The following is a 21,981-nucleotide window of genomic DNA, read 5'->3' on the forward strand; positions in this document are numbered from 1 at the left end:
AGGTGCCACAAACCCGCAAGAGGCCAGAATGAGTAGCAAGCCCGAGATGAACGACACGTTGCGCGAACACATCATCGCGCAACCCGATCTTATCCTTGAGGATCAAGATCTTATGCGCGCTTTGATCGCCGCCAACGAGCGGGCGATGGGCGGCAATATTGTCGACCTGCGCGGCATCGCGATGGACCGGCTCGAGGCGCGTCTGGACCGGCTCGAGGACACGCATCGCTCGGTGATCGCGGCCGCCTATGAGAACCTCGCCGGCACCAATCAGGTGCATCGCGCCATCTTGCGGATGCTCGATCCCATCGAGTTTGAAACCTTCCTGCGGGATCTCGGCGGCGAAGTGGCACATATCCTGCGCGTTGACGCGGTGCGCCTCGTGCTCGAATCGGTGCAAAACGACAATGATCCTGCCGTGCGCCGCCTAGGCGATGTGCTCTCGGTCGCGGAACCCGGTTTCATCAAAACCTACCTCACCGGCACCCGCGCCGTGCCCGCGCGCCAAGTCACCCTGCGCCAGATCGACGAGGGCGACATGCGCGTTTATGGTCGCGAAGCGCCCTATCTGCGCTCCGAGGCGTGCCTTTTGCTCGATTTCGGCGCAGACCGCCTGCCCGGCATGCTCGCCATGGGGGCCGAGGACCCGCATCAGTTCAGCCCGCAACAGGGCACTGATCTCTTGGCCTTTTTCGCAGGAGTTTTCGAGCGCACCATGCGCCGCTGGCTGTCATGATCTCGCCCGCCGGCCGCGACGCCCTCTCGGCGTGGCTGGCCGCGCAAAAGGCGCTCAAGGGTGCCGCCGCCAATACAATTGACGCCTACGCCCGCGATGTCGGCGACTTCCTGCGTTTCATGACGCAGCATCACGGCGAGACACAAGGCTTGGGCGCTCTGTCCCGCATCACCACCTCCGACATGCGCGCATGGATGGCCCATACCCGTGGCGGCGATATCGGACCCCGCTCGCTCGCGCGCAAACTCTCGGCGGTCAAGAGTTTCTACCGCTGGCTGTCCGAGCGCGAAGGGTTTGAGCCCACGGCGGTCCTCTCGACCCGCTCGCCGAAGTTTCAGCGCAAACTGCCCCGCCCCCTCTCGCCCGAGGCCGCCTCCGAGATGATCGACACGCTCGATGCGCAGAGCCTCACGCCATGGATCGCCGCGCGGGATCAGGCGGTTGTGACCCTGCTCTATGGCTGCGGTCTGCGCATCTCCGAGGCGCTCAGCCTGACCGGGGCCGACCTGCCGCTTGGCCCGGTGCTGCGCATCCTCGGCAAAGGCGGCAAGGAACGGCTGGTGCCGGTGATCGAGCCTGCCCGCGCGGCGGTGGCGCAGTATGCCCGCCTCTGCCCCTATGACATCCCGCGCAATGGCCCGCTTTTCTTGGGCGCGCGCGGCGGCGCACTCAGCCCGCGCCTGATCCAAAAGGTGATGGAACAGGCCCGCGCACAGCTTGGCTTGCCCGCCACCGCCACCCCCCATGCCATGCGCCACAGCTTTGCCACGCATCTCTTGAACGCAGGCGGCGACCTGCGCGCCATTCAGGAACTTCTGGGCCATGCCTCGCTCTCGACCACCCAGGCCTACACGGGCGTCGACACCGCCCGCCTGATGGAGGTCTACGCCCGCACCCATCCACAGGGACGCGGCTAGGGGCAAGCCGTTCCAATCCCTTCAACGGCTCACGCAATAGTTAAGTTCAATTACAGCGGAATCATGCGAGGCTCCGCGCGGATGACCAGCGTGTCTCGTGAATGAAATGGAGAATTCTAACTATGAAACGCCAGCTTTTCGCCGCAGCGACCATTATGGCCAGCCTGACATTTGGTCAAACCGCCCATGCCGCCGACTGCCCGGTCGATGTCGAGGATCCTTTTGCCCTCGAGGCCGCCGCCATCGAAGAGATTTACGCCTGCATCAAGGATGATTTGGCCGCAGGCTATGCCAAAGAAGGCGACGCGGTGGCGGGTGCCTATCGCGATTGGACCGTATCCTCGACCCGTCCTGCCGTTGCGGGGGCGCATGGCAACCGCCTGCTCTATACCTTCGCCAATGACATCGCGGCCGAGCAATATCTGAAATACGCAGACGAGGGTGTCACCATGCCCGTAGGCTCCGTCCTGGCCAAGGAAAGCATCACCATCAGCGCCAAGAAAAAGGCCGCCGTTCCCGGCCCGCTCTTCATCATGACCAAGGGCGAAGCCGGCAGCGTGCCCGAGACCAATGATTGGGTCTATGGCGGCCTTCAGCCGGACGGCAAGCCGATGAAATTCAAGCAGAGCTTTTGCCACGATTGCCACGTCGCATGGGAGGCGCAGGACATGTTGGCCTATCCGCTCGAAGAGGTACGGCTCGCAAACTGAGCAGGGCTTGGAAAAATGCGCCCGGTCCCCGCGTGGGGCCGGGCTTTTTCTTTGCAAATCCGCAATCTCTGCGTCATTAAAACCGCATGACACCCCAGATGCGCGCACTTCTTGTCCACCTTTTCACAGCCACCGGCGCGGTGTTCGCCATGCTCGCTATGTTGGCGGCCATCGAGTTGAAATGGGAACTGATGTTCCTCTGGCTGGTGGTGGCCTTCGCCGTCGACGGCATCGACGGGCCGCTCGCGCGCAAATATGACGTACAGAAAAATGCACCTGAATTTGACGGCGTGCTGCTTGACCTCATCATCGACTATCTGACCTATGTCTTCATCCCGGCCTTCGCGCTTTTCAAATCCGATCTCTTGCCGGGCTGGACCGGATGGGTGGCGATCATCGTGATCACCTTTGCCAGCGCCATGTATTTTGCGGATACGCGGATGAAAACAAAGGATAATTCCTTTTCCGGCTTCCCCGGATGCTGGAACATGCTCGTGCTCGTGCTCTTTGCGCTAGAGCCGAATTTCTGGATCATTCTTGCCCTCGTCGTGGTGCTGGCGGTCGCAATGTTCCTGCCGCTCAAATTCGTGCATCCGGTGCGCACCGAACGCTGGCGCTGGCTGACCCTGCCGATGGCGCTGGCCTGGACCTTCTTTGCCGGTTGGGCCGCTTGGGTGCATTTCGATCCGCAAAGCTGGGCGCATTGGGGTCTTGTCGTCACCAGCATCTACCTGCTCTTTGCCGGCATCGCGCAGCAAGTCTTTCCCCGCAAAGGTGACCTTGACCGGGTATGAGCGGTTGATGTTGGGCCTGAAGGGGACGTTGGTCCCAATCTCCAAAGCGCGGACTCAAGGCGCGGCACGCGCCGCCGCGCAGCGGTCATGCCGAAGGCATGCCTCCGGCATGACCCGCCCCGTCGCACCGTAGGTGCGCCACTTTAACTCGGCACGCCTCTGGCGTGACGGGCGGGCACCGCGCGTCTCACCAGTTGGGACCAACGTCCCCGTCAGGCCAAAACCATCCCCTACATCGTATCCAGACAATGCCGCCGAAACGCCCGCTTGAGCAGGTCCAACTCCTCACGCAACAGCGCCATTTCGGCGCGGATATCATAGCTCAGCACATCCCCCGCCAAGAGCGCAAAACTCTCGAGGACTTCACCGCTCCTGCGGTCGCGGATCACGAATGTCTGAACCCCGTCGGCGATCTTTTCCAGTGGAACCGGCACCCGCACCACCCAGAGCCGCTCGTCCGGCTTGGACGTCACCTCGACGCCCGCCACCGGCTCTTGCTGATGCGTGACCTCGATGTCAGGCGTAAAATCACCCTCGCCCGCCCGCGTCAGCACCCCTTCCCAGACCCCTTCAAAGAGCCGTGTCTTGGTCAGTGTCAACTCGTTCATCGCTGCTTCCCTGTTACAGATCCGCGCGCGGGCGGCGGCTGAAAGTGACATCGCGCAGCACAAGCTGGCTCATCTGCGGATTTTCGAAAATAAGGTCGACCCAGGCCCGCTCCACCCGCTTTTCATTGAGATTAGAATAGGCCAGATCGAACTCGACCATGATTTCCTCGGAATTCAGCGGCAGTTCCCGCACGATCTGTTCGGTATTCGGCCCGTGTTTGATATTCAACCGGGCAAAGATTTCCAGCGGCTTTTCCAGCTCCACAATCGTATCCATCCGCAAGAGATGTCGCTTGGTCAGCCCGTTCACCGCCTGCTGCGGAAAATCCAACACCACCGACAGAAACGATCCGTCAAAGGCAAACACATCCATCCGCAGACCGTAGGGGGCCAGATCCGCCTCGCGGCTGTTGCGCAACTGGCGCAAACACAGCTCCGAGCGCGCGCAATCGTGAAACAACGTCACCTCGCGCCCCAGCATCGACTTGGACCGGACCGAGGCCATGCCCGGCACCGGCAACGGTTCGCGCCATAACTCGGGACGCCACGCCCAGTCTGTGCCATGTGGGCGGGAAAAGGAATTCGAGCCAATCATCGGCAGCGCCAGCCGGTTGTCGGCAATCGAAATCACCTCATTGAGCGAATAGATCAGCTTGCGCGCACGGGCCCGCGCCCGTCGCAATTCGGCCAACCCCATCATCGGGGCATTCCGCGCCGCCTGCCGCCATTTGCGCAGGCTGTGCCGATGCGTCAACACATCCAGTAATTTCATGCAGAGCGCACCCTTGCCAATCTTCGCACGCGCGGCCGTGCCGGAATGCTACGTCCCAAATCCTTGCATAGCATTAATTCAAAACAGGAAACAATCCATCCCAAAGATCAGGATGCCGGGCTTGCCGCCCGGATCGCCCGCGCCAAGGCTTGCAAGAGCGCCTGCCCCTCGGGCCCCGACACGCCCTTCCCTGCAGGTCCATAAACCGCCAGTCCGACCAGATGCCCATTGATGACCAGTCCGGCGCGCCAATGCACCGGATCGCCCCCCGGCAACGCGGCATCGCCACCCTGCATCACCTGCACCACGGCCAGACCGTCTTTTTCCTGCGCCACCCGCACCTTTGCGGGCGCCAGCGCCCGCGCCATGGCCTGCGCATCCGGCACTTGCGCCGAGGCCGCGCGCGGCAGAACCAAGACGGTCATCACCGCCGGATCGGCATAGACGCCTCCCGTCTGACCAAGACTCGCACAACTGGCAAGCAGGGCAAAACTGCCCGACGCCCCGCGCCGCACACTGGCCGCGTCCACGCAATAGCCACGCGGTCCCGTGACCACCACCGCACCTTCGTGAAACGCCACCGCCGCCATCGCCTGCGGCTTGCCCGCAGGCACGGCGAGACAGCCCGCAAGGGCCATCATCCCCAGCCCAAGCAGGGTCCGGCGCGCCATCGCCCGGACCCTACCCCGCTCAGAGGTCCATATAGACATGCCGCTCGAACGCCGCGCCGGGATGGGTCACAGCCCCCTTGTAGGTCTCGCCCACCAATTGCGCATATTTCCACAATGCACCGCTGGCATAGATCGTCTCGCGCGGTCCGGCCCACGAGGCCTTGCGCTTGGCCAGTTCCTCGTCACTCAGATCGACCGACAATTCGCCCTTGATCGCGTCAATCGTGATCATGTCGCCGGTGGCGATCAGGGCAATCGGCCCACCATGCGCCGCCTCGGGGCCAACATGGCCCACACAGAACCCGCGTGTCGCCCCCGAGAAACGGCCATCGGTGATCAGCGCCACCTTCTTGCCCATGCCCTGACCGCTGAGCGCCGCCGTGGTCGACAGCATCTCGCGCATGCCGGGGCCGCCTGCCGGACCCTCGTTGCGGATGACGATCACCTCGCCCTCTTTATAATTGCGCGCCTTGACCGCCTCGAACGCATCCTCTTCGCACTCAAACACCCGCGCCGGGCCGGTAAAGACCTGATGCTCGGGCGCGATACCCGCGACCTTCACAATAGCGCCAGTCGGGGCCAGATTGCCCTTGAGGCCGACAACGCCGCCCGTCTTGGTGATCGGCGTTTCAATCGGATAGATTACCTTGCCATCGGCCACGCGCTCGATCAGGTCCAGCTCTTCGCCGATGGCTCTGCCGCTCGCGGTCATGCAATCCTCATGGATCAGCCCCGCCTTGCGCAGTTCCTTCATCACCACCGGAATGCCGCCCGCGTCATAAAGGTCTTTGGCCACATAGGCTCCGCCCGGCTTCAGATCGACAAAATAGGGCGTGTCGCGGAAAATGTCGCAGACATCCTCAAGAAAGAAATCAATCCCCGCCTCATGCGCAATCGCGGGCAGGTGCAGACCCGCATTGGTGCTGCCCCCGGTGCAGGCCACAACCCGCGCCGCATTCTGCAAGCTCTTGAGCGTCACCACATCGCGCGCCCGGATGTTGCGCTCCAAGAGCTGCATCACCGCACGCCCCGACGCCTCGGCATATTGATCGCGGCTCTCATAGGGCGCGGGCATCCCCGAGGAATTCATCAGCGCCAGACCGATCGCTTCGGACACACAGGCCATGGTGTTGGCGGTAAACTGCCCACCGCAGGCCCCGGCACTCGGGCAGGCCACTCGCTCGAGCATATCCAGCGCCTTGTCGGACATCTCGTGGTTCTGATGCCGCCCCACCGCCTCGAACATATCCTGCACGGTCAGATCACGGCTGCGGAAATCCGCCGGAATTTCCTCGACCTGCGGCGCCTTGCCCGGCAGGATCGACCCGCCATAGATAAAGACCGACGGCACATTGAGCCGCACCATCGCCATCATCATCCCCGGCAGGGATTTGTCACAGCCCGCCAGACCCACAAGCGCGTCATAGCAATGCCCGCGCATGGTCAATTCCACCGTATCGGCAATCGCCTCGCGGCTCGCCAGAGAACTGCGCATGCCCTCATGCCCCATCGCAATCCCGTCCGTCACCGTGATCGTGGTGAACTCGCGCGGGCTGCCATGCGCCTCTTTCACGCCGCCCTTGACGGCCTGCGCCTGACGGTTGAGCGAAATGTTGCAGGGGGCCGCCTCGTTCCAGCAGGTCGCCACACCGACGAGCGGCTGATGGATCTCCGCCTCGGTCATGCCCATGGCATAGTAATAGGACCGATGCGGCGCGCGCTCCGGTCCTTCGGTCACATGGCGGCTGGGCAGTTTGGCTTTGTCGAACTTGGTCATGAGGGGCCTCCCGAAATTTGCTGAAATCGGTCTAGGCCAGCGGCGCGGCGGGGGCAAGCCGATTGCAACGCCTGAGCCCTGCCTATAGCTTGCGCGCATGAGATATGACGCCCATGAAATCCTCGTCGGCCCCGCCCGCGCCACCGCCCATCCCGCCCGCCTTCTGGCGGGCATCGCCCTTGGCGTGCCGGTGTTTGTGGCGCTCAGCTTTGGCTATGCGGCGCTGCTGCCCCTGCTCTTCGGACCCGAGGCTTGGGCGGAGATTGCACCGGGAATTGAAACCGCCTCCAACCCCCAAGGCGTGCTGATCAACCTCTTTGTCTTTGGTCTCCTGATCGTGGCGCTTGGCCTGACCCTGCGCCTCGTCCACCGGCGCGGCATCTGGAGCATCATCGGCCCCCGCACCCTCGCACTGCATCAATTCATCCGCGCCATGGGGGTCATGCTGCTCCTTTACGGCGCGCTGCTCTTTCTGCCCATGCCCGAGGGGATGGACCCGGTTGCCAACCTCACGCCGGGTCACTGGCTGACGCTCTTGCCGCTCGCGCTCTTGGGCCTCTTTCTTCAGGTCTTTGCCGAGGAATTGGTGTTTCGCGGCTATCTCCAGAGCCAGCTTGCAGCACGCTTCTCCTCGCCCCTGATCTGGATGGTATTGCCTTCGGTCAGCTTCGCCATGCTGCATTTCGATCCCGTCAGCTTTGGTGCCAACGCCTGGATCGTGGTGGCCTGGGCCGCCACCTTTGGCCTCGCCGCCGCGGACCTGACCGCCCGCGCGGGCACGCTCGGTCCCGCCACCGCGCTGCATTTCATCAACAATTTCAGCGCCATCATGATCGCGGCCCCGCGCGGCCAATTCGATGGTCTGGCGCTTTATGCCTATCCCTTTGGCGTCGACAATATCGACGCCCTCTGGGCGATGATGCCGCTCGATCTCTTGATCCTCGTCTGCGGCTGGCTCGCCATCCGCGTCACCCTGCGCCGCTGATTGCATTTCACCCGCGCCCCGCATATGTCAGGGCGCAACCGCCACCAGAGGGACCGGACCGAATGAACTGGATCACAAACTACGTGCGCCCCCGGATCAACTCGATCTTCTCGCGCCGCGAAATTCCCGAGAACCTCTGGACCAAATGCGACGAGTGCGGCACCATGCTGTTCCACCGCGAACTGTCGGAAAATCTCAACGTCTGCACCAATTGCAGCCACCATATGGGCATCACGCCGCGCGCCCGCTTTTCGGCCCTCTTTGACGGCGGCATCTTCTCCGAGGTGGACGTCCCCGCCCCCACCCCCGATCCGCTGCACTTCCGCGACCAAAAGAAATACCCCGACCGCCTGCGCGCCGCCCAGAAACTGACGGGCGAGAAAGAGGCGATGCTGGTCGCCACCGGCGAAATGGGCCGCACGCCCATCGTGGCCGCAGCACAGGATTTCAGCTTCATGGCCGGGTCCATGGGCATGTATGTCGGCAATGCCATCATCGCGGCGGCAGAGGCGGCGGTAAAGCTCAAACGCCCGCTCATCCTCTTCTCCGCAGCCGGTGGCGCGCGCATGCAGGAGGGCATCCTGAGCCTCATGCAAATGCCCCGCACAACCGTCGCGGTGCAGATGCTCAAAGAGGCGGGACTGCCCTATATCGTCGTGCTCACCCATCCCACCACCGGCGGCGTCACCGCGTCCTATGCGATGCTGGGCGATGTCCAGATTGCCGAACCGGGCGCGCTCATCTGCTTTGCTGGTCCGCGCGTCATCGAACAGACCATCCGTGAAAAACTGCCCGAAGGGTTCCAGCGCGCCGAATACCTTCTGGATCACGGCATGCTCGACCGCGTGACGCCCCGCACCCGGATGCGCGACGAGTTGATCACCATCACCCGCATGCTGATGGGCCTGCCCCCGGCGATCAAGGGCGACCTGCCCGCCCCCTCTGCGGCAGAGCCGGTCAAGGTCGAGGCACAGCCCAAGGACGCTCCCAAGAAATGACCACCCCCACATCGGACGCCATCCTTGCCCGGATGATGGCGCTGCACCCCAAGATCATCGACCTCACGCTCGATCGCGTCTGGCGTTTGCTGGACGCTTTGGGCAATCCCCAGAACGACTTGCCACCCGTTATCCATATCGCGGGCACCAATGGCAAAGGCAGCACACAGGCGATGATCCGCGCCGGGCTCGAGGCGGCGGGCAAGACCGTGCACGCCTATACCTCGCCCCACCTTGCGCGCTTTCACGAACGCATCCGCCTTGACGGGGCGCTCATCACCGAAGAGCACCTGACCGCCATCCTCGATGAGTGTTACGCCGCCAACGGCAGCGATCCGATCACCTATTTCGAGATCACCACCTGCGCCGCCCTCTTGGCCATGGCCCGCACGCCCGCCGACTACACCCTGCTCGAGGTGGGTCTTGGCGGGCGGCTTGACGCCACCAATGTGATCGACCAACCCGCGCTTACCATCATCACCCCCATTTCCATCGACCACGAACAATATCTTGGCGACACGCTGGCCAAGATCGCGGGCGAAAAGGCAGGGATCATCAAGCGCCGCGTGCCCTGCGTCGTCGGCCCGCAACCGGACGAGGCTTTGGCCGTGATCGAGGCCATCGCCGCCCGCCACGGCGCGCCCCTCTTGGCGCAGGGTCAGCACTGGCACGCCTATTCAGAACGTGGTCGCCTGATCTTTCAGGACGAAACCGGCCTCTTGGACCTGCCCCTGCCCAATCTGCCGGGCGCGCATCAGATCGAGAATGCAGGCGCCGCCCTCGCCGCTCTGCGCCATCTGCGCATGGGTGATGCCGCCTATGAGGCCGCCGTCACCCACGCCTTCTGGCCCGCGCGCATGCAACGCCTGCACACCGGCCCGCTGATCGAGGCCGCTCCTCATGCCGAGATTTGGCTCGACGGCGGTCACAACCCCGCCGCGGGCCAAGCGCTCGCGCGGCATCTGGCCACCCTGACCGAGCGTCCCACGCATCTGATCTGCGGCATGCTCAACACCAAGGACATCGCAGGCTATCTCACGCCCCTCGCCGCCCATGCCGCGTCGCTCACCGCCCTCTCGATCCCCGGCGAGGCCAACACCCTGCCCGCCGAGGTCACAGCCGAGGCCGCCCGCGCAGCAGGCCTGACCGCACGAACCGCAGAGACTGCGCTTGATGCCGTCACCGCCATCGCCGCCCATACCCCCGAGGCGCGGATTTTGATCTGCGGTTCGCTCTATCTCGCGGGCGGCATTCTGCGCGAAAACGGCTGAGCCGCGCACAGGGCAGGCACCACTCGGTCTTTGCGTACAAAACCCGTGTACAATGCGTACAGGGTGTACGCCGTCGACCTCATCGTCGAATCCCACGAAAAATCTGCGGCTTTAAGGACTTTTCAAGGTTTTCGCGAATCACCCCATATTGACGGAATTGCGATAATCAGACTATATATTGATCCATAAACTCCGGCACCCGTGCCCGCCGGACCCAAAAATTCAAAGGGGGAAGCGCCGTGTTCAACCACGTCACAGGCCATCAATCGGCCGAATTTGCCCCGATCGCCCTTTCAAACTCCACGACCATGTCATTGATTTATTTGGGGTATTAGAATGTTGCGTGCCACCCTGATCGCGGCAGGATTTTTCGCCATCACCCTTGCACTGATCCTTGTTCAACCCGGCAGACCACGCCCATCGGCGGATGCCCTTCCCCTGACCGATACCTATGTCACCCGCGCCGCAACGGACCTCTCAACAGTAAACGCCCCGGCCCGTCAGCCAGAGGTTACCAGCGCACCCCTTGCCGAGCAGCAAGTCCAACCCACCAAAGAAACACCGACTGCCATCGCCTCCGCACCGGCCGTGGCAACGCTTGACTCGATGGTGCTTGGCGCGCTGCAACAGGGCCAATCCGAGACCTATATCGACGCCCTCGTGAATGACGCCGCCCAAAAGGGCCGGATCGAGGTGCCACAAGGGCTTGTCACAGCCGAAGGGCGCGTCGATACAGCGCTTCTTCTCAGCGCCCTGTCCCAACCGGCCCGCCCCCGCGTGCCCAGCACCTATACCGTCGCCACCGGCGACAGCCTTGCCTCGATCGCCTATCGCTTTTACGGCGACCTCGCGAAACAATCCGATATTTTTGCCGCCAATAGCGACAGCATGCAGCCCTCCGAACGGTTGCGCGTCGGTCAGGTGCTTAACCTTCCAACACCCTGATTTTTCAGGGCAAACCCGTTACGATGGCAGGGGTGATTGAGGGGCCGAACCAACGGCCCCCTTTCATTTTCAACGGCACAGATTATCCGCGCCCATCCTTGGGTGAGCCCATCACCACATAGGATGTGATCGCATTGACCTGCGGCAGCGTGCCGAGAACATCAGTGTGAAACCGCTTGTAGGCCACCAGATCAGGCACTTCGACCCGCAAGAGATACTCCACCGCGCCGGTGATATTGTGGCATTCCACCACCTCCGGCGCGCGGCTCATCGCCTGCTCAAAGGCCACCTGACTGGCCTTGGTGTGGCTGCTCAGCCCGACCGTGATATAGGCCAGAAACCCAATGCCGAGCGCGCCACGATTCAGCACCGCGCGATAGCCCGCAATCACGCCCCGTCGCTCCAGATCCTGGACCCGTCGCAGGCAGGCGGACGGTGACAGTCCCACCCGTTCGGCCAGCTCCAGATTGCTGATCCGCCCATCGCGGCTTAACTCTTGCAATATACGTTCACTTATCTTGTCCATGAACGAATTATATTGCAGATAATGTGAATAATCACAATAAAACACAATTCCACACCGCGAAAAATCGCATAGCATTGTGCCATGACACTCGAATTGCTCACCGCCCTCGCCACCTTCTGCTTTGTCACGGTCATGACTCCGGGACCGAACAACCTCATGCTCATGGCCTCGGGGACGAACTTCGGTTTTGCCCGCTCGATCCCCCATATGTTGGGGATCGGCCTTGGGTTCCCCCTAATGGTAGCCTGTGTGGGCCTCGGCGTGATGCAGGTCTTCGACCTATGGCCGCTCAGCTACACCCTGCTCAAGATCGGCTCCGTCGCCTATCTCCTCTATCTTGCGTGGAAAATCGCCCACGCCGCCCCACCCCGCGACGCCGAAACCTCCGGTAAGCCATTGACTTTCCTACAGTCTGCGGCATTCCAATGGGTCAATCCAAAGGCATGGAGCATGGCGCTCTCAGCCATCACCCTCTATGCTACCGGCCGCGATCTCGCCTCGGTCCTCTGGGTCTCGGGCGTATATGTTGTGGTCTCATCAATCAGCACCACAAGTTGGACCCTGCTTGGGCAACAACTCCGCCGTCTGCTCAAGAACCAGACCCGCCTGCGGGTGTTCAACTGGCTCATGGCCGCCCTGCTCGTCGCCACATTGATCCCCGTTCTATGGCCCGCTTGACGCTCACCTTTCTGCACACCGCAGAGGTCCACCGCACCACTTTTGACGCGCTGCGCGATCGCATCGCACCGGATGTGACACTTCATCATATCCTGCGCCCGGATTTCCTGAGCCGTGCCCAAGAGGCCATGACAGAGGATTTGATCGCTGAAATCAAACAAGAAATTCATAAATGCCCCGCCCCTGTTCTTTGCACCTGCACCACGATCGGTCCCATAGCCGAGTCCGCAGGCGCGCTGCGGATTGACTCACCAATGATGCAGGCGGCGGCAGACTCCGGTGGCCCTGTGCTCATGGTCTATTGCCTCGACAGCACCCGAGCGCCCAGCCTTGCCCTCCTCACCCGCGCCCTGCAATGCACCGCCAATCCGCACCCCATACACGCCCTCCCTCTCTTGTCTCTCTGGCCGCTTTTCGCCGCAGGCAACCACGATGATTTCGCCCGCGCCATCGCCAGAGAAACCCGGAACTATCTCGCGCAACATCCTGATATCACGGCAATCGTTCTGGCTCAGGTTTCGATGGCTGGGGCGGCCCGGTACCTGACCGACCTCGCACAGCCAGTGCTGACCTCACCAGAGCCGGCCCTACGCGCCGCCCTCGCCCGGTTGTGATTGCAAATCGCCCCTCTTCCAGCCATATAACCCCACGGCAACCGTGGAGACATGACAGCAATGACCAACTACCTCGACTTTGAAAAGCCGCTGGCCGAGATTGAAGGCAAGGCCGAGGAACTGCGCGCGCTTGCCCGCGGCAATGCCGAAATGAACGTCGATGCCGAGGCCGCAGCCCTTGATGCCAAAGCCGCCGAGATGCTGCATGACCTCTATAGAACGCTGACCCCGTGGCGGAAATGTCAGGTGGCGCGTCACCCCGACCGCCCGCATTGCCGCGACTATATCGACGCGTTGTTTTCCGATTATACCCCGCTCGCCGGGGACCGCGTCTTTGGCGAAGATCATGCCGTCATGGGCGGGCTAGCGCGACTAAAGGACCGCCCCGTGATGGTTATCGGCCATGAAAAAGGCAACGATACCAAGAGCCGGATCGCCCGAAACTTTGGCATGGCCCGCCCCGAGGGGTATCGCAAGGCCGTGCGCCTGATGCAGATGGCCGACCGTTTTGGCCTGCCGGTGATCACGCTGGTGGACACGCCCGGTGCCTATCCCGGCAAAGGCGCCGAAGAGCGGGGGCAAAGCGAGGCGATTGCCCGCTCCACCGAGACCTGTCTTGCGATCGGCGTGCCGCTGGTATCAGTCATCATCGGCGAAGGCGGATCAGGCGGGGCTGTGGCCTTTGCCTCGGCCAACCGCGTGGCCATGCTGGAGCATTCGGTATATTCCGTGATCTCACCCGAAGGCTGCGCCTCGATCCTGTGGAAGGATGCCGAAAAGATGCGCGAAGCCGCCGAAGCGCTGCGCCTCACGGCACAGGATCTGACCCGGCTTGGCGTCGCGGACCGCGTTATTGACGAACCTTTGGGTGGGGCGCACCGCGATTCCGCCCGCACCATCGCTGCCGTGGGCAAGACGATTGAGGCAATGCTGTCAGAACTTGCCAAAAAAGATCGCGCCGCCCTTATCAAGGATCGGCGCGAGAAATTCCTGCGGATGGGAACCAAGGGGCTCGCGGCCTGAGCCGCGAGCGCTGATATTTCGCCTCAGGCCGCGTCGCGCCGATTGGCCTTGAGCCGCGCGTTGACAGTCTCGACGATTCCCGAGAACTCTGCCGACTCGATGCCTTGCTGCTCGGCGATGAGCTTCACCAGCATATCGACCCGCTCGATCCGGTCCGCTCCGCCTTCAATCGCGCGTGCAGCCGAGGACGGTTTGAGCAAGCCATTGGCCGCGTTTGCGTATTTGGCAAAAGGCACGGCGTCGTCAGAGTCCGCCCCAAGACGGCGCACCACATCATCGACGGTGCTATAGATCTTCTCGGACAACGCCACATCGCCATGCACCGCCTCTTTGATCGGGCGCGCACCTTCCGGCAGGACACAGCGGTAATTGCCCGTGAGCAGCATGCTCCACTTGGCAAAGGGCACATAGATCGAGTCAAAGACACGCAGTTTGACCGGCACGTCCTTGCCCTCGACCGTCACCGCGTCAATGGCGGCCTCAAGGTCACGCAGAATGCGGTTGTGCGCCTCATCCTCGAAAATCGCGGCCTTGAAATTGGTTGGCAGCCCGACATGCAGCGTATTCGCGCCATCCTCGGCCACGCGGTAGGCCTGCGGGTCGGGGCTGCACAGGGTCACGGTGCCGGGCTTGAACGCCGCCCAGGCTCGCGGACAGGTATAGGCCGCCTCTAGCTTCGAGGTATCCAGCCCCGGCACCCGGCGCAGATAGGGCAGCGGCGGCATGTTCATGATCGACAGGCACGGCGTGCCCGCCGCCGCGATACGGCCCAACAGGTCCACGATATTGTCGGCGCAGTATTGCGGCTCTGACATGGCAAGCGCCACCATGTCATATTCGGCAGGGTTCACATCCTCGGGCGTCAACGCGTTGAGCGTGCCGGGCAGGTCATGCGACCGGAACGAGCGATGCTCTGCCTCGTCACGCAGCTTGATGCGCACGTCGGTTCCCTCGGCATTGATCAGATCGGCGGTGGACTGACGGCAGACCAATGTCACATCCTGCCCGGCCATCAGCAACTTGGTGCCAAGGAGAGAGCCATAAGAGGCCCCGAGGATTACGATACGATAAGCCATGTCCGTCCTTTCGATAGAATCTTGCTACTTCGATTGATCCTTCGACTATATAGAACCCCGCCGATTTCACTACGAAATTAATGTCAATGTGTGTATGGTAAATATTACAAATCCAATTTCTGTAATGTTGTAAGGATATCCATGGCAAAGACGCTCATTGGCCCCCGGCTCCGTCAGTTGAGACGCGACCGGGGCCAGACTCAGGCCGATATGGCCCGGATGCTGAATGTCAGCCCCTCCTACATCAACCTGCTCGAAAACAATCAGCGCAGCTTGTCGGTGCAGATGCTGATGTCACTGGCTGATGCCTATGCCGTCGATTGGCGCGACCTGACCCGCGACGAAACCGCGCGCCGGGTGGCGGATCTGCGCCTTGCGGTGCGCGACCCGGTCTTTGCCTCAGACCGCCCCGATCTTCAGGAATTGCGCGGCGCTGTGGATCACGCGCCGCGTGTCGTCGATCTCTTCCTCGAATTGCACGGCGCATACCGCACGGCACTGGAAAAGATCCTGAGCCTTGCCGGCGATAACGCCGCCGATGAATTGCTGCGCAGCTCGCCCGAGACCGTCATCCACAATTTCTTTCGCGACCACGGCAACCATTTCCCGGAGCTTGAGCACGCCTCAGAAAGCGCGCGCGAGGGAGAGTTCACCTCGCCCGAAGACCGCTATTTCGATCTGCGCGAGCGGCTTCGAACGCGGCATGGCATCACCGTGCGTGTCCGGCGGATCGGGGATCTGGGCGACGCGCTGCGGTATTATGACGAGGCAACAGGCGTGGTGCATCTGTCTCAGGCGCTCGACACCTCCAACCGCGCCTTTCAACTCGCCCATGTTCTCTGCCTCGTTGCCTATCCTGACGTGCTGTCGGGGATCGTCAACCGCAGCGGGCTCGATTCACAGCACGCTCTGGCCCGGCTGCGAGTGGAACTTGCCAATTACTTTGCCGCGGCCTTTCTCATGCCCTATGACGCCTTCCTGCGCGAAGCAGAGGCGGCCGCCTATGACATCGACCGCATCGCCGCCGTGTTCAGCACCTCGTTCGAACAGGTCTGCCAGCGCCTGACCACCCTGCAACGCGAGGGGGCGCGCGGCGTGCCGTTCTTCTTCCTGCGCATCGACAAGGCGGGGAATGTCACCAAACGCTTCAATTCCACCTCGTTTCACCTTGCGGAATATGGCGGCTCCTGCCCGGTCTGGAACATTCACACGGCGTTTTACCAACCCGGCGTGATGATGCCGCAATTCGTCGAAATGCCCGATGGCGCGCGCTATTTCACGGTCAGCCGCACGGTGCATCGCCCGGTGTTCAGTGAGGAAACGCAGGACCGCCGCCTGACTCTTGCGTTGGGTTGCGAGGCGAAATACGCACACCGCTTGCGCTATGCGTCGAGCTACAATTTCGACGACCCCAAACTTTATGCGCCCATCGGCCTCAACTGCAACCTCTGCCCGCGCCAGGCCTGTTCGCAGCGCGCGCATCAGCCATTGTTGATGGAACTGCCGATTGACGAGAACCGGCGCGGCAGCACCCGCTATGAAAGCTGAAAGGGGGGCCGATTGGCCCCCCTTCCCGATTTTCTCTCGCGAAGTTCTTATTCCGCCGGTTTGGACCGCCGCGGACGCAGATACTTGAACGCGGGCATCAGGATCAGGATGATCGCCACGATCATGATCGGCGCCGAGATCGGCCGGTTGAAAAAGATCGACGGATCGCCCGAGGACAGAAGCAACGATTGGCGCAGCGTCGGTTCGGCAATCGGACCCAGCACGATGGCCAGAACCGCAGGTGCCACCGGATAGTCGAACTTGCGCAGGAAGAACGCGCCAAAGCCAAAGATCAGCAGCAGCCAGATGTCGAACATATCCTGCATCGCCGCATAGCCACCGACAACCGAGAGCACAAAGATCAGCGGTGCCAGAACCGTGAAGGGCATACGCAGCATCCAGATAAAGAGCGGGATGAAGGCAAGGTTCACGATCACGGCAAAGAAGTTGGAGACATAGAACGATCCAATCAGACCCCAGACGAAATCCGACTGTTCCACAAAGAGGCGCGGACCGGGCGTCAGACCCCAGATCACCATACCACCCAACAGAATGGCAGTTGTGGGAGAGCCGGGGATGCCCAAGGTTAGCATCGGCAGCATGGATCCGGTGGAGGCAGAGTTGTTCGCCGCTTCCGGGGCGGCCACACCGCCGACATGTCCCTTGCCGAAATCATCGGGACGCTTCGAGACCATCTTGGTCACGCCATAGGACATGAGCGAGGCCGGTGTCGCCCCCGCAGCCGGAAGCACGCCAACGAAGAAGCCGAGGAAAGAGCCGATGGACATGCCTTTCCAACCCTTTTTGAAGGACGTGCCAGTGTCTTCGATGATGCCCCTTACCGAAATCTTTGCCTCGGTATTGGTCACTTCGCCCCGTGTCGATTCAATCGTCCAGATCATCTCGCCGATGCCATAGACACCGATGGCGAGAACAAGAAAGCTGATGCCCCCAAGAAATCCGTTCATCTCGAACAGAACCAGTCGCGGTGCACCGGAAATCTGGTCAAACCCGACCGTGGCCAAAACGAGACCAAAACAGATGGAAAACACCGTCTTGGCTATATCGTCACCGCCAAGGCCCACAAAGGTTGCAAAGGCCAGAAGCATCAGAGCAAAGATCTCAGGCGGACCAAAGCTGAGGGCCACCGTCGCCAAAAGCGGAGCAAAGCCGGTAAAGAGAACGACCGACACCGTTCCCCCGACGAACGAGGCAATCGCTGCCGCCACAAGGGCAAGCCGCGCTTTGCCCTGCAGCGCCAGTGGTCGCCCGTCAAAGGTGGTGGCGACCGCCGTCGACGCCCCGGGAATACCCAAGGTAATCGACGAAATAGCGCCCCCATACATTGCACCATAGTAGATCGCGGCCAAAAAGATGATCGCTGATCCCGGCGGGACAAGGAAGGTGATTGGCAAGAGGATTGCCACACCGTTCACCGATCCCAGACCCGGCATTGCGCCAATAAAGAGCCCGAGAGTCACGCCGACAAAGATGAGCAATAGGTTAAGAGGTTGCACTGCGACAAGTATGCCGTCGCCAAGTAGAGATAGAATTTCCATGGATTGGGTCGCCCTTTTGTCAGCTAGGCCGTGACCGGCTCAGTAGATGATTTCGTAGAGGACATTGAAGACCGGCTCGGTGAATCCCATGCCGGTCGGCATCGAGATTTGCATCAGCCCCTCAAAGAAGAAGAACAGCCCAAGCGGGAACAGCAGCACCATCATACTGGTCAGGAACCAGCCGTGGCGTCCGAGAACTTTGAGATAGTACAGCATGAAGATGGCCACCGCGCCATACATCGACACGATGTCGATCAGCGCCACAAAGCCAATGATACCACCCCCTACGAGCAACAGCGTCTTGAGCCCATAAGAGTCGAGCACCGGTTCATCCGACTGGGACTGCGGAGACGTGCCCCGCACCCAGTTCAGGGCGATAAAGCCGGTTGAAATCAGCATGCCCAGCGATAGCCAGAATGGCCAGAAGCCGCCCTGTGGTCCGGTCCTGGCAACAAAGCCAATCCCGTTCGCCGATGCCTTGTACATCAGGTAGATGGATAGGAGGGCCAGCACGCCCGCCGTCACTATTTCGCCAACCCGCATGGCTAGCCCTCCTTGTTGTGAGTTAAGTTTTCAGATCAGTTCATGCCAGCAAGAAGCTTGGTGTGGTTCTCCACCTGCAACTCCCAGTAGGCACGCTGCTCTTCCGGGTTCATCCACAGCGGAGAAAGCGACTCTGCCTCCAGATAGCCCTGCCATTCTTCAGAGTTGAAGATGTCCTCAAAGAGCTTCTGGTAATAGGCTGCTGCCTCATCCGACATGCCCGGCGCGCCAACAACGGCCCGCTGGTTGTAATAGCTGAAATCGTGGCCCTTTTCCTTGAGCGTCGGAATGTCCGGATAGGCACTCATCTGCTCGTCAGAGAAGACCAGAAGCGGCCGCACGTCGCCCGACTGGAAGAAGCCACGTGCTTCTGCCGGGTTGTTCACTGTCGCCATGATCTGCTTGCCGGCCAGAGCCGCTGCAACCGCGCCGCCGCCGTCAAATGGGATGTATTTCGACTTCAGGTCGAAGGCGTTGTTCAGATAGGCAAAAACGATGCTGTCTTCCTGACCGGTGCCGGTGCCGCCGGTGGTATACTCACCATCCGCCGCTTTGACCGTCTCGACCCACTGCTCAAAAGTCTCGATTCCGCTGTCTTTCTGAACCCAGAGCGCGAAGGGGTCGACACCCATCATCGCAATCGGGGTAAAGTTCTGGATGTCGATGCCCAGATCGGGCTGACGGATCGGTGTCGAGAAGAACGAGTTGAGCGTCACCAGAATGGTGTGATCCGGATCGCTTGCCGTATTCAGCCAGATCAGCGCTTCTGCACCAGAGCCACCACCCTTGTTGTTGGGGATGAGCGGACGGCTGGTCATGTCTTTTTTCTCAGCCACCGACTGAATGAAGCGTGCGATCTGGTCTGCGCCGCCACCCGGACCCGCCATGATGACAAAGTCGATCGGCTTGCGCGGCTGCCACTCTGCCATTGCCGCCGGAGCAGTAAGCCCCAGCGCGGCGATGCCAAATGCTAAAGTTTTCAGAATATTCATGTCTTCCTCCCATTAATGGCCGCTATCCGGCCCGATGCAGTACGGTTCTGATGCGCCCTCGGCCCTCCTCGGCCTTTTCTCGGTGCTCACCCAAACCAGTCTCGAGTTTGCTGTCGTCCTCCCGTCCCTGTCCACAAATTTCCGATACTTTTGCTCAACGCCTCAATGCACCATGACCACCGGAATCTTGGCTTCGGCCACAATGGTCGCGGAATTGCCGCCAAGCAGCGACTCCCGCTCGTAACTTTCGTGATAAGCCCCCATGATCAGCATGTTTGCCCCCACTTCGGCACATTTTTCCAAGAGCGTGCGCCCTACATTGCCGCTCCGCTCGAACGCATGAATTTGCGACGTGATGCCCCGCTGCGCCAGATAATGCCGAAATTCCTCAGGTGTCGCGGTGTGTTCGATTCGCCCCGCCGTCAAGATCGTCACCTGATCCGCACCCTCGATCAGCGGCATCGCCAGGGCCACCGCACGCGATGCCTCGAGCGAGCCATTCCAGCCGATCGCCACATGGCTGCCGATATCGGCCGCAACCTGATCGGTGTCCGGACAGACCAGAACCGGACGTCCCGAGGAAAACAGCGCCGATTTCAACGTGTTGTATCCTAGGTTTTCATCTTTATTGGGCTTGGCCACGCAGATCAGATCGGCAAGGCGCCCATAGTGACGCACCACCTCCACCTGCTTGCCCTCATATTCCCGGAATGCCGCCGTAGGTTTGCCAACCGCACGCGGTTCAACACTGATCCCGTGACGCGCGGCATCGGCAACAAACTTGTCGCGCAGATAGTTCTGTTCGTAATCGGCGCGCTTGAGACTTGCCTCTTCCAGCTGCTTGCGCAAGAACGACGGGATCACCACGCCATAAGGCATCATATCCTCGGCCTTGGGGTGGCAATGCACCACCCGCACATGCGCATTGAAGCGTTTTGCGAGGGCTGCAGCATGCGCAAACAGGACCGGTCCCCGACCGTCTCCGCGAACCGGCATCATGATGGTGTGAAGTGTGCTCTGGCGCATGATCAATTGAACTCGTTGTGAACGCCTGCGGCGTTGATGGAAAGGAACCGCTCCTGAGGCCCGTCGCCCAAAAGCGGCGCGGTCACGAGGGCGCAGCGGATCAGCATGCCGGACCTGCGCCCGATGGGCCGCCCGCATTCTGGCTCTGCCCTGCTGTATTGGCGTGGTCGTTCTCCAAGCCTGTCATGTTGCGCTCCCTTTGCTATGGTTTCGAGATCAGCTTCCCAGTGTCGCCCCCGGCGATCAGCTTCCCAGTGTCGCCCCCGGCGCAAGATCAACAGAGGCGGCCCATTCGCTCGCGGGCACTTTTGCCCCCCCCTTGGGACGCACCCGCTTGATCAGGATACGTCCGCCCACACATTGCACCGCAACGCCGGCATCGGATACCTCGCGCACGCGGCCCGAAATACCATCCCCCGGCACAAGCGCACAGTCATAGACATCGACCTCGTCCCCGTTCAGCGTGGTCCAGGCCCCCGGCGCCGGATTGGTGCCACGGATGAGGTCATAGACCTGCTTCACCGGGCGATGCCATTCGATGCGCGAATGGGTGCGCGTGCAGCGCCGCTCATAGGTGGCCTCGTCCTCGTCCGGAACGATGCGCGGCGGATTGCCCTTGCGATAGAGATCACAGACCGTCAGCACGCTCTCCACGGCGCTCGGATAGATCTTCTTGAAATAGAGGTCGATCACCGTGTCATCCGGGCCGATCTCACATTCCCACTGCAACAGGCTGTCGCCCTCGTCCAAGCCATCCGACGGGTAGAACCACGAATAGCCAGACTTGGTGGACCCCATGATGATCGGCCAGTTGACCGCCGAGGGTCCGCGATGCAGCGGCAGCAAGGACGGGTGAAAGCAGATGGAGCCATGGGTCGGCGTATCGCGCGCGGCCTCGGGCACGAACACATTGACAAAGGCCATGACCATCAGGTCGGCTTTATGCCCCGCCAGAACCTCGAGCGAGGCGGGATCATCGAAATTGGCAGGCTGGTGGACCGGCAGGCCCTTTTCCAGCGCAAGTTCCTTGACCGGGTCGACGGGTTTTCCGTCACGATCAGGTTCGCAATAAACCGCAACAACTTCGTCTGTCCCGGTGTCGAGCAGGTTGGCCAGCACATCTTTGCCAAAGGCCTGTTGCCCCATTACTATAAGTCGCATTCGATCCTCCCGTTGTGCGGGTGGCCGGTCTGCGCCGGCCTTGCCGTCACC

23 protein-coding genes are annotated in these 21,981 nt (G+C 61.5%); 12 read left to right on the forward strand and 11 right to left on the reverse strand.

Translation table 11 applies throughout. The features are described from left to right. Positions 1-28: 28 nt before the first annotated feature. From ACSSVY_RS17705 to ACSSVY_RS17720, 4 genes are all read left to right on the forward strand, one after another. On the forward strand, positions 29-736 hold the full coding sequence (locus tag ACSSVY_RS17705; protein WP_454270966.1) for a DUF484 family protein: 708 nt from the start codon (positions 29-31) through the stop codon (positions 734-736). Further along, positions 733-1,653: a tyrosine recombinase XerC gene (locus ACSSVY_RS17710; protein WP_454270967.1), complete on the forward strand. Its 921-nt coding sequence runs from the start codon at positions 733-735 to the stop codon at positions 1,651-1,653. The genes ACSSVY_RS17705 and ACSSVY_RS17710 overlap by 4 nt, the downstream gene beginning before the upstream one ends. 122 nt (positions 1,654-1,775) lie before the next feature. Next, positions 1,776-2,363: a cytochrome P460 family protein gene (locus ACSSVY_RS17715; RefSeq protein ID WP_454270968.1), complete on the forward strand. Its 588-nt coding sequence runs from the start codon at positions 1,776-1,778 to the stop codon at positions 2,361-2,363. A gap of 86 nt (positions 2,364-2,449) precedes the next feature. Further along, positions 2,450-3,157 carry a CDP-alcohol phosphatidyltransferase family protein gene (locus tag ACSSVY_RS17720; RefSeq protein ID WP_454270970.1) on the forward strand — a complete coding sequence of 236 codons (708 nt, stop codon included), beginning with the start codon at positions 2,450-2,452 and terminating at the stop codon, positions 3,155-3,157. 230 nt (positions 3,158-3,387) lie between these two features. On the opposite strand, the gene ACSSVY_RS17725 is transcribed toward ACSSVY_RS17720, so the two are convergent. From ACSSVY_RS17725 to ilvD, 4 genes are all read right to left on the reverse strand, one after another. Then, a complete protein-coding gene (locus tag ACSSVY_RS17725; RefSeq protein ID WP_454270972.1) occupies positions 3,388-3,765 on the reverse strand; it encodes a hypothetical protein in 378 nt (125 codons plus the stop codon). 13 nt (positions 3,766-3,778) lie between these two features. Further along, the gene (locus ACSSVY_RS17730) at positions 3,779-4,537 is read right to left on the reverse strand and encodes a DUF6478 family protein (RefSeq protein WP_297778074.1); all 759 of its coding nucleotides are present in this window, start codon (positions 4,535-4,537) and stop codon (positions 3,779-3,781) included. A gap of 107 nt (positions 4,538-4,644) precedes the next feature. Next, positions 4,645-5,208, reverse strand: coding sequence for a hypothetical protein (locus ACSSVY_RS17735; protein ID WP_454270974.1), 564 nt, complete (start codon positions 5,206-5,208; stop codon positions 4,645-4,647). A gap of 19 nt (positions 5,209-5,227) precedes the next feature. Next, a complete protein-coding gene (gene ilvD, locus ACSSVY_RS17740) occupies positions 5,228-6,985 on the reverse strand; it encodes a dihydroxy-acid dehydratase (protein WP_454270975.1) in 1,758 nt (585 codons plus the stop codon). 97 nt (positions 6,986-7,082) lie between these two features. Here ilvD and ACSSVY_RS17745 point away from each other — a divergent pair, with 97 nt between their 5' ends. From ACSSVY_RS17745 to ACSSVY_RS17760, 4 genes are all read left to right on the forward strand, one after another. Next, the gene (locus ACSSVY_RS17745) at positions 7,083-7,970 is read left to right on the forward strand and encodes a CPBP family intramembrane glutamic endopeptidase (RefSeq protein ID WP_454270976.1); all 888 of its coding nucleotides are present in this window, start codon (positions 7,083-7,085) and stop codon (positions 7,968-7,970) included. A gap of 62 nt (positions 7,971-8,032) precedes the next feature. Continuing rightward, positions 8,033-8,968: an acetyl-CoA carboxylase, carboxyltransferase subunit beta gene (gene accD / locus ACSSVY_RS17750; protein WP_454270978.1), complete on the forward strand. Its 936-nt coding sequence runs from the start codon at positions 8,033-8,035 to the stop codon at positions 8,966-8,968. Further along, the gene (locus ACSSVY_RS17755; RefSeq protein ID WP_454270980.1) at positions 8,965-10,239 is read left to right on the forward strand and encodes a bifunctional folylpolyglutamate synthase/dihydrofolate synthase; all 1,275 of its coding nucleotides are present in this window, start codon (positions 8,965-8,967) and stop codon (positions 10,237-10,239) included. Before accD ends, ACSSVY_RS17755 begins: the two co-directional genes overlap by 4 nt. Before the next feature lie 336 nt (positions 10,240-10,575). Beyond that, entirely contained in the window at positions 10,576-11,184 is a 609-nt protein-coding gene (locus tag ACSSVY_RS17760; RefSeq protein ID WP_454270982.1) for a LysM peptidoglycan-binding domain-containing protein, read from the forward strand. A gap of 82 nt (positions 11,185-11,266) precedes the next feature. Here the strand turns inward: ACSSVY_RS17760 and ACSSVY_RS17765 are convergent, their stop codons facing one another. Further along, positions 11,267-11,710 carry an Lrp/AsnC family transcriptional regulator gene (locus ACSSVY_RS17765; protein ID WP_454270983.1) on the reverse strand — a complete coding sequence of 148 codons (444 nt, stop codon included), beginning with the start codon at positions 11,708-11,710 and terminating at the stop codon, positions 11,267-11,269. A gap of 81 nt (positions 11,711-11,791) precedes the next feature. Between ACSSVY_RS17765 and ACSSVY_RS17770 the strand changes: the two genes are divergently transcribed. From ACSSVY_RS17770 to ACSSVY_RS17780, 3 genes are read left to right on the forward strand one after another with little or no spacing between them, the layout of a single operon-like run. Further along, the gene (locus ACSSVY_RS17770; RefSeq protein ID WP_454270985.1) at positions 11,792-12,388 is read left to right on the forward strand and encodes a LysE family translocator; all 597 of its coding nucleotides are present in this window, start codon (positions 11,792-11,794) and stop codon (positions 12,386-12,388) included. Then, entirely contained in the window at positions 12,376-13,002 is a 627-nt protein-coding gene (locus tag ACSSVY_RS17775) for a hypothetical protein (RefSeq protein ID WP_454270987.1), read from the forward strand. The genes ACSSVY_RS17770 and ACSSVY_RS17775 overlap by 13 nt, the downstream gene beginning before the upstream one ends. A gap of 60 nt (positions 13,003-13,062) precedes the next feature. Next, positions 13,063-14,025: an acetyl-CoA carboxylase carboxyltransferase subunit alpha gene (locus ACSSVY_RS17780; protein WP_454271090.1), complete on the forward strand. Its 963-nt coding sequence runs from the start codon at positions 13,063-13,065 to the stop codon at positions 14,023-14,025. A 23-nt stretch (positions 14,026-14,048) separates the two neighbouring features. Here the strand turns inward: ACSSVY_RS17780 and ACSSVY_RS17785 are convergent, their stop codons facing one another. Next, positions 14,049-15,101: a ketopantoate reductase family protein gene (locus tag ACSSVY_RS17785; protein WP_454270989.1), complete on the reverse strand. Its 1,053-nt coding sequence runs from the start codon at positions 15,099-15,101 to the stop codon at positions 14,049-14,051. A gap of 141 nt (positions 15,102-15,242) precedes the next feature. Between ACSSVY_RS17785 and ACSSVY_RS17790 the strand changes: the two genes are divergently transcribed. Beyond that, positions 15,243-16,649: a helix-turn-helix domain-containing protein gene (locus tag ACSSVY_RS17790; protein ID WP_297778092.1), complete on the forward strand. Its 1,407-nt coding sequence runs from the start codon at positions 15,243-15,245 to the stop codon at positions 16,647-16,649. A gap of 47 nt (positions 16,650-16,696) precedes the next feature. On the opposite strand, the gene ACSSVY_RS17795 is transcribed toward ACSSVY_RS17790, so the two are convergent. From ACSSVY_RS17795 to ACSSVY_RS17815, 5 genes are all read right to left on the reverse strand, one after another. Continuing rightward, the gene (locus tag ACSSVY_RS17795; protein WP_454270991.1) at positions 16,697-18,208 is read right to left on the reverse strand and encodes a tripartite tricarboxylate transporter permease; all 1,512 of its coding nucleotides are present in this window, start codon (positions 18,206-18,208) and stop codon (positions 16,697-16,699) included. 39 nt (positions 18,209-18,247) lie between these two features. Beyond that, positions 18,248-18,751, reverse strand: a complete 504-nt coding sequence (locus ACSSVY_RS17800) for a tripartite tricarboxylate transporter TctB family protein (RefSeq protein ID WP_454270992.1) — start codon at positions 18,749-18,751, stop codon at positions 18,248-18,250. Between the two features lie 35 nt (positions 18,752-18,786). Continuing rightward, positions 18,787-19,743 (reverse strand): Bug family tripartite tricarboxylate transporter substrate binding protein, encoded by a 957-nt coding sequence (locus ACSSVY_RS17805; RefSeq protein WP_454270993.1) that lies wholly within the window; start codon positions 19,741-19,743, stop codon positions 18,787-18,789. 162 nt (positions 19,744-19,905) lie between these two features. Next, positions 19,906-20,742 carry a universal stress protein gene (locus ACSSVY_RS17810; RefSeq protein WP_454270994.1) on the reverse strand — a complete coding sequence of 279 codons (837 nt, stop codon included), beginning with the start codon at positions 20,740-20,742 and terminating at the stop codon, positions 19,906-19,908. Positions 20,743-21,012: 270 nt separating this feature from the next. Beyond that, on the reverse strand, positions 21,013-21,930 hold the full coding sequence (locus ACSSVY_RS17815) for a methionyl-tRNA formyltransferase (RefSeq protein ID WP_454270995.1): 918 nt from the start codon (positions 21,928-21,930) through the stop codon (positions 21,013-21,015). Between the last annotated feature and the right edge of the window lie 51 nt (positions 21,931-21,981).

It is taken from the genome of Roseovarius sp. MBR-51 (assembly GCF_053628575.1).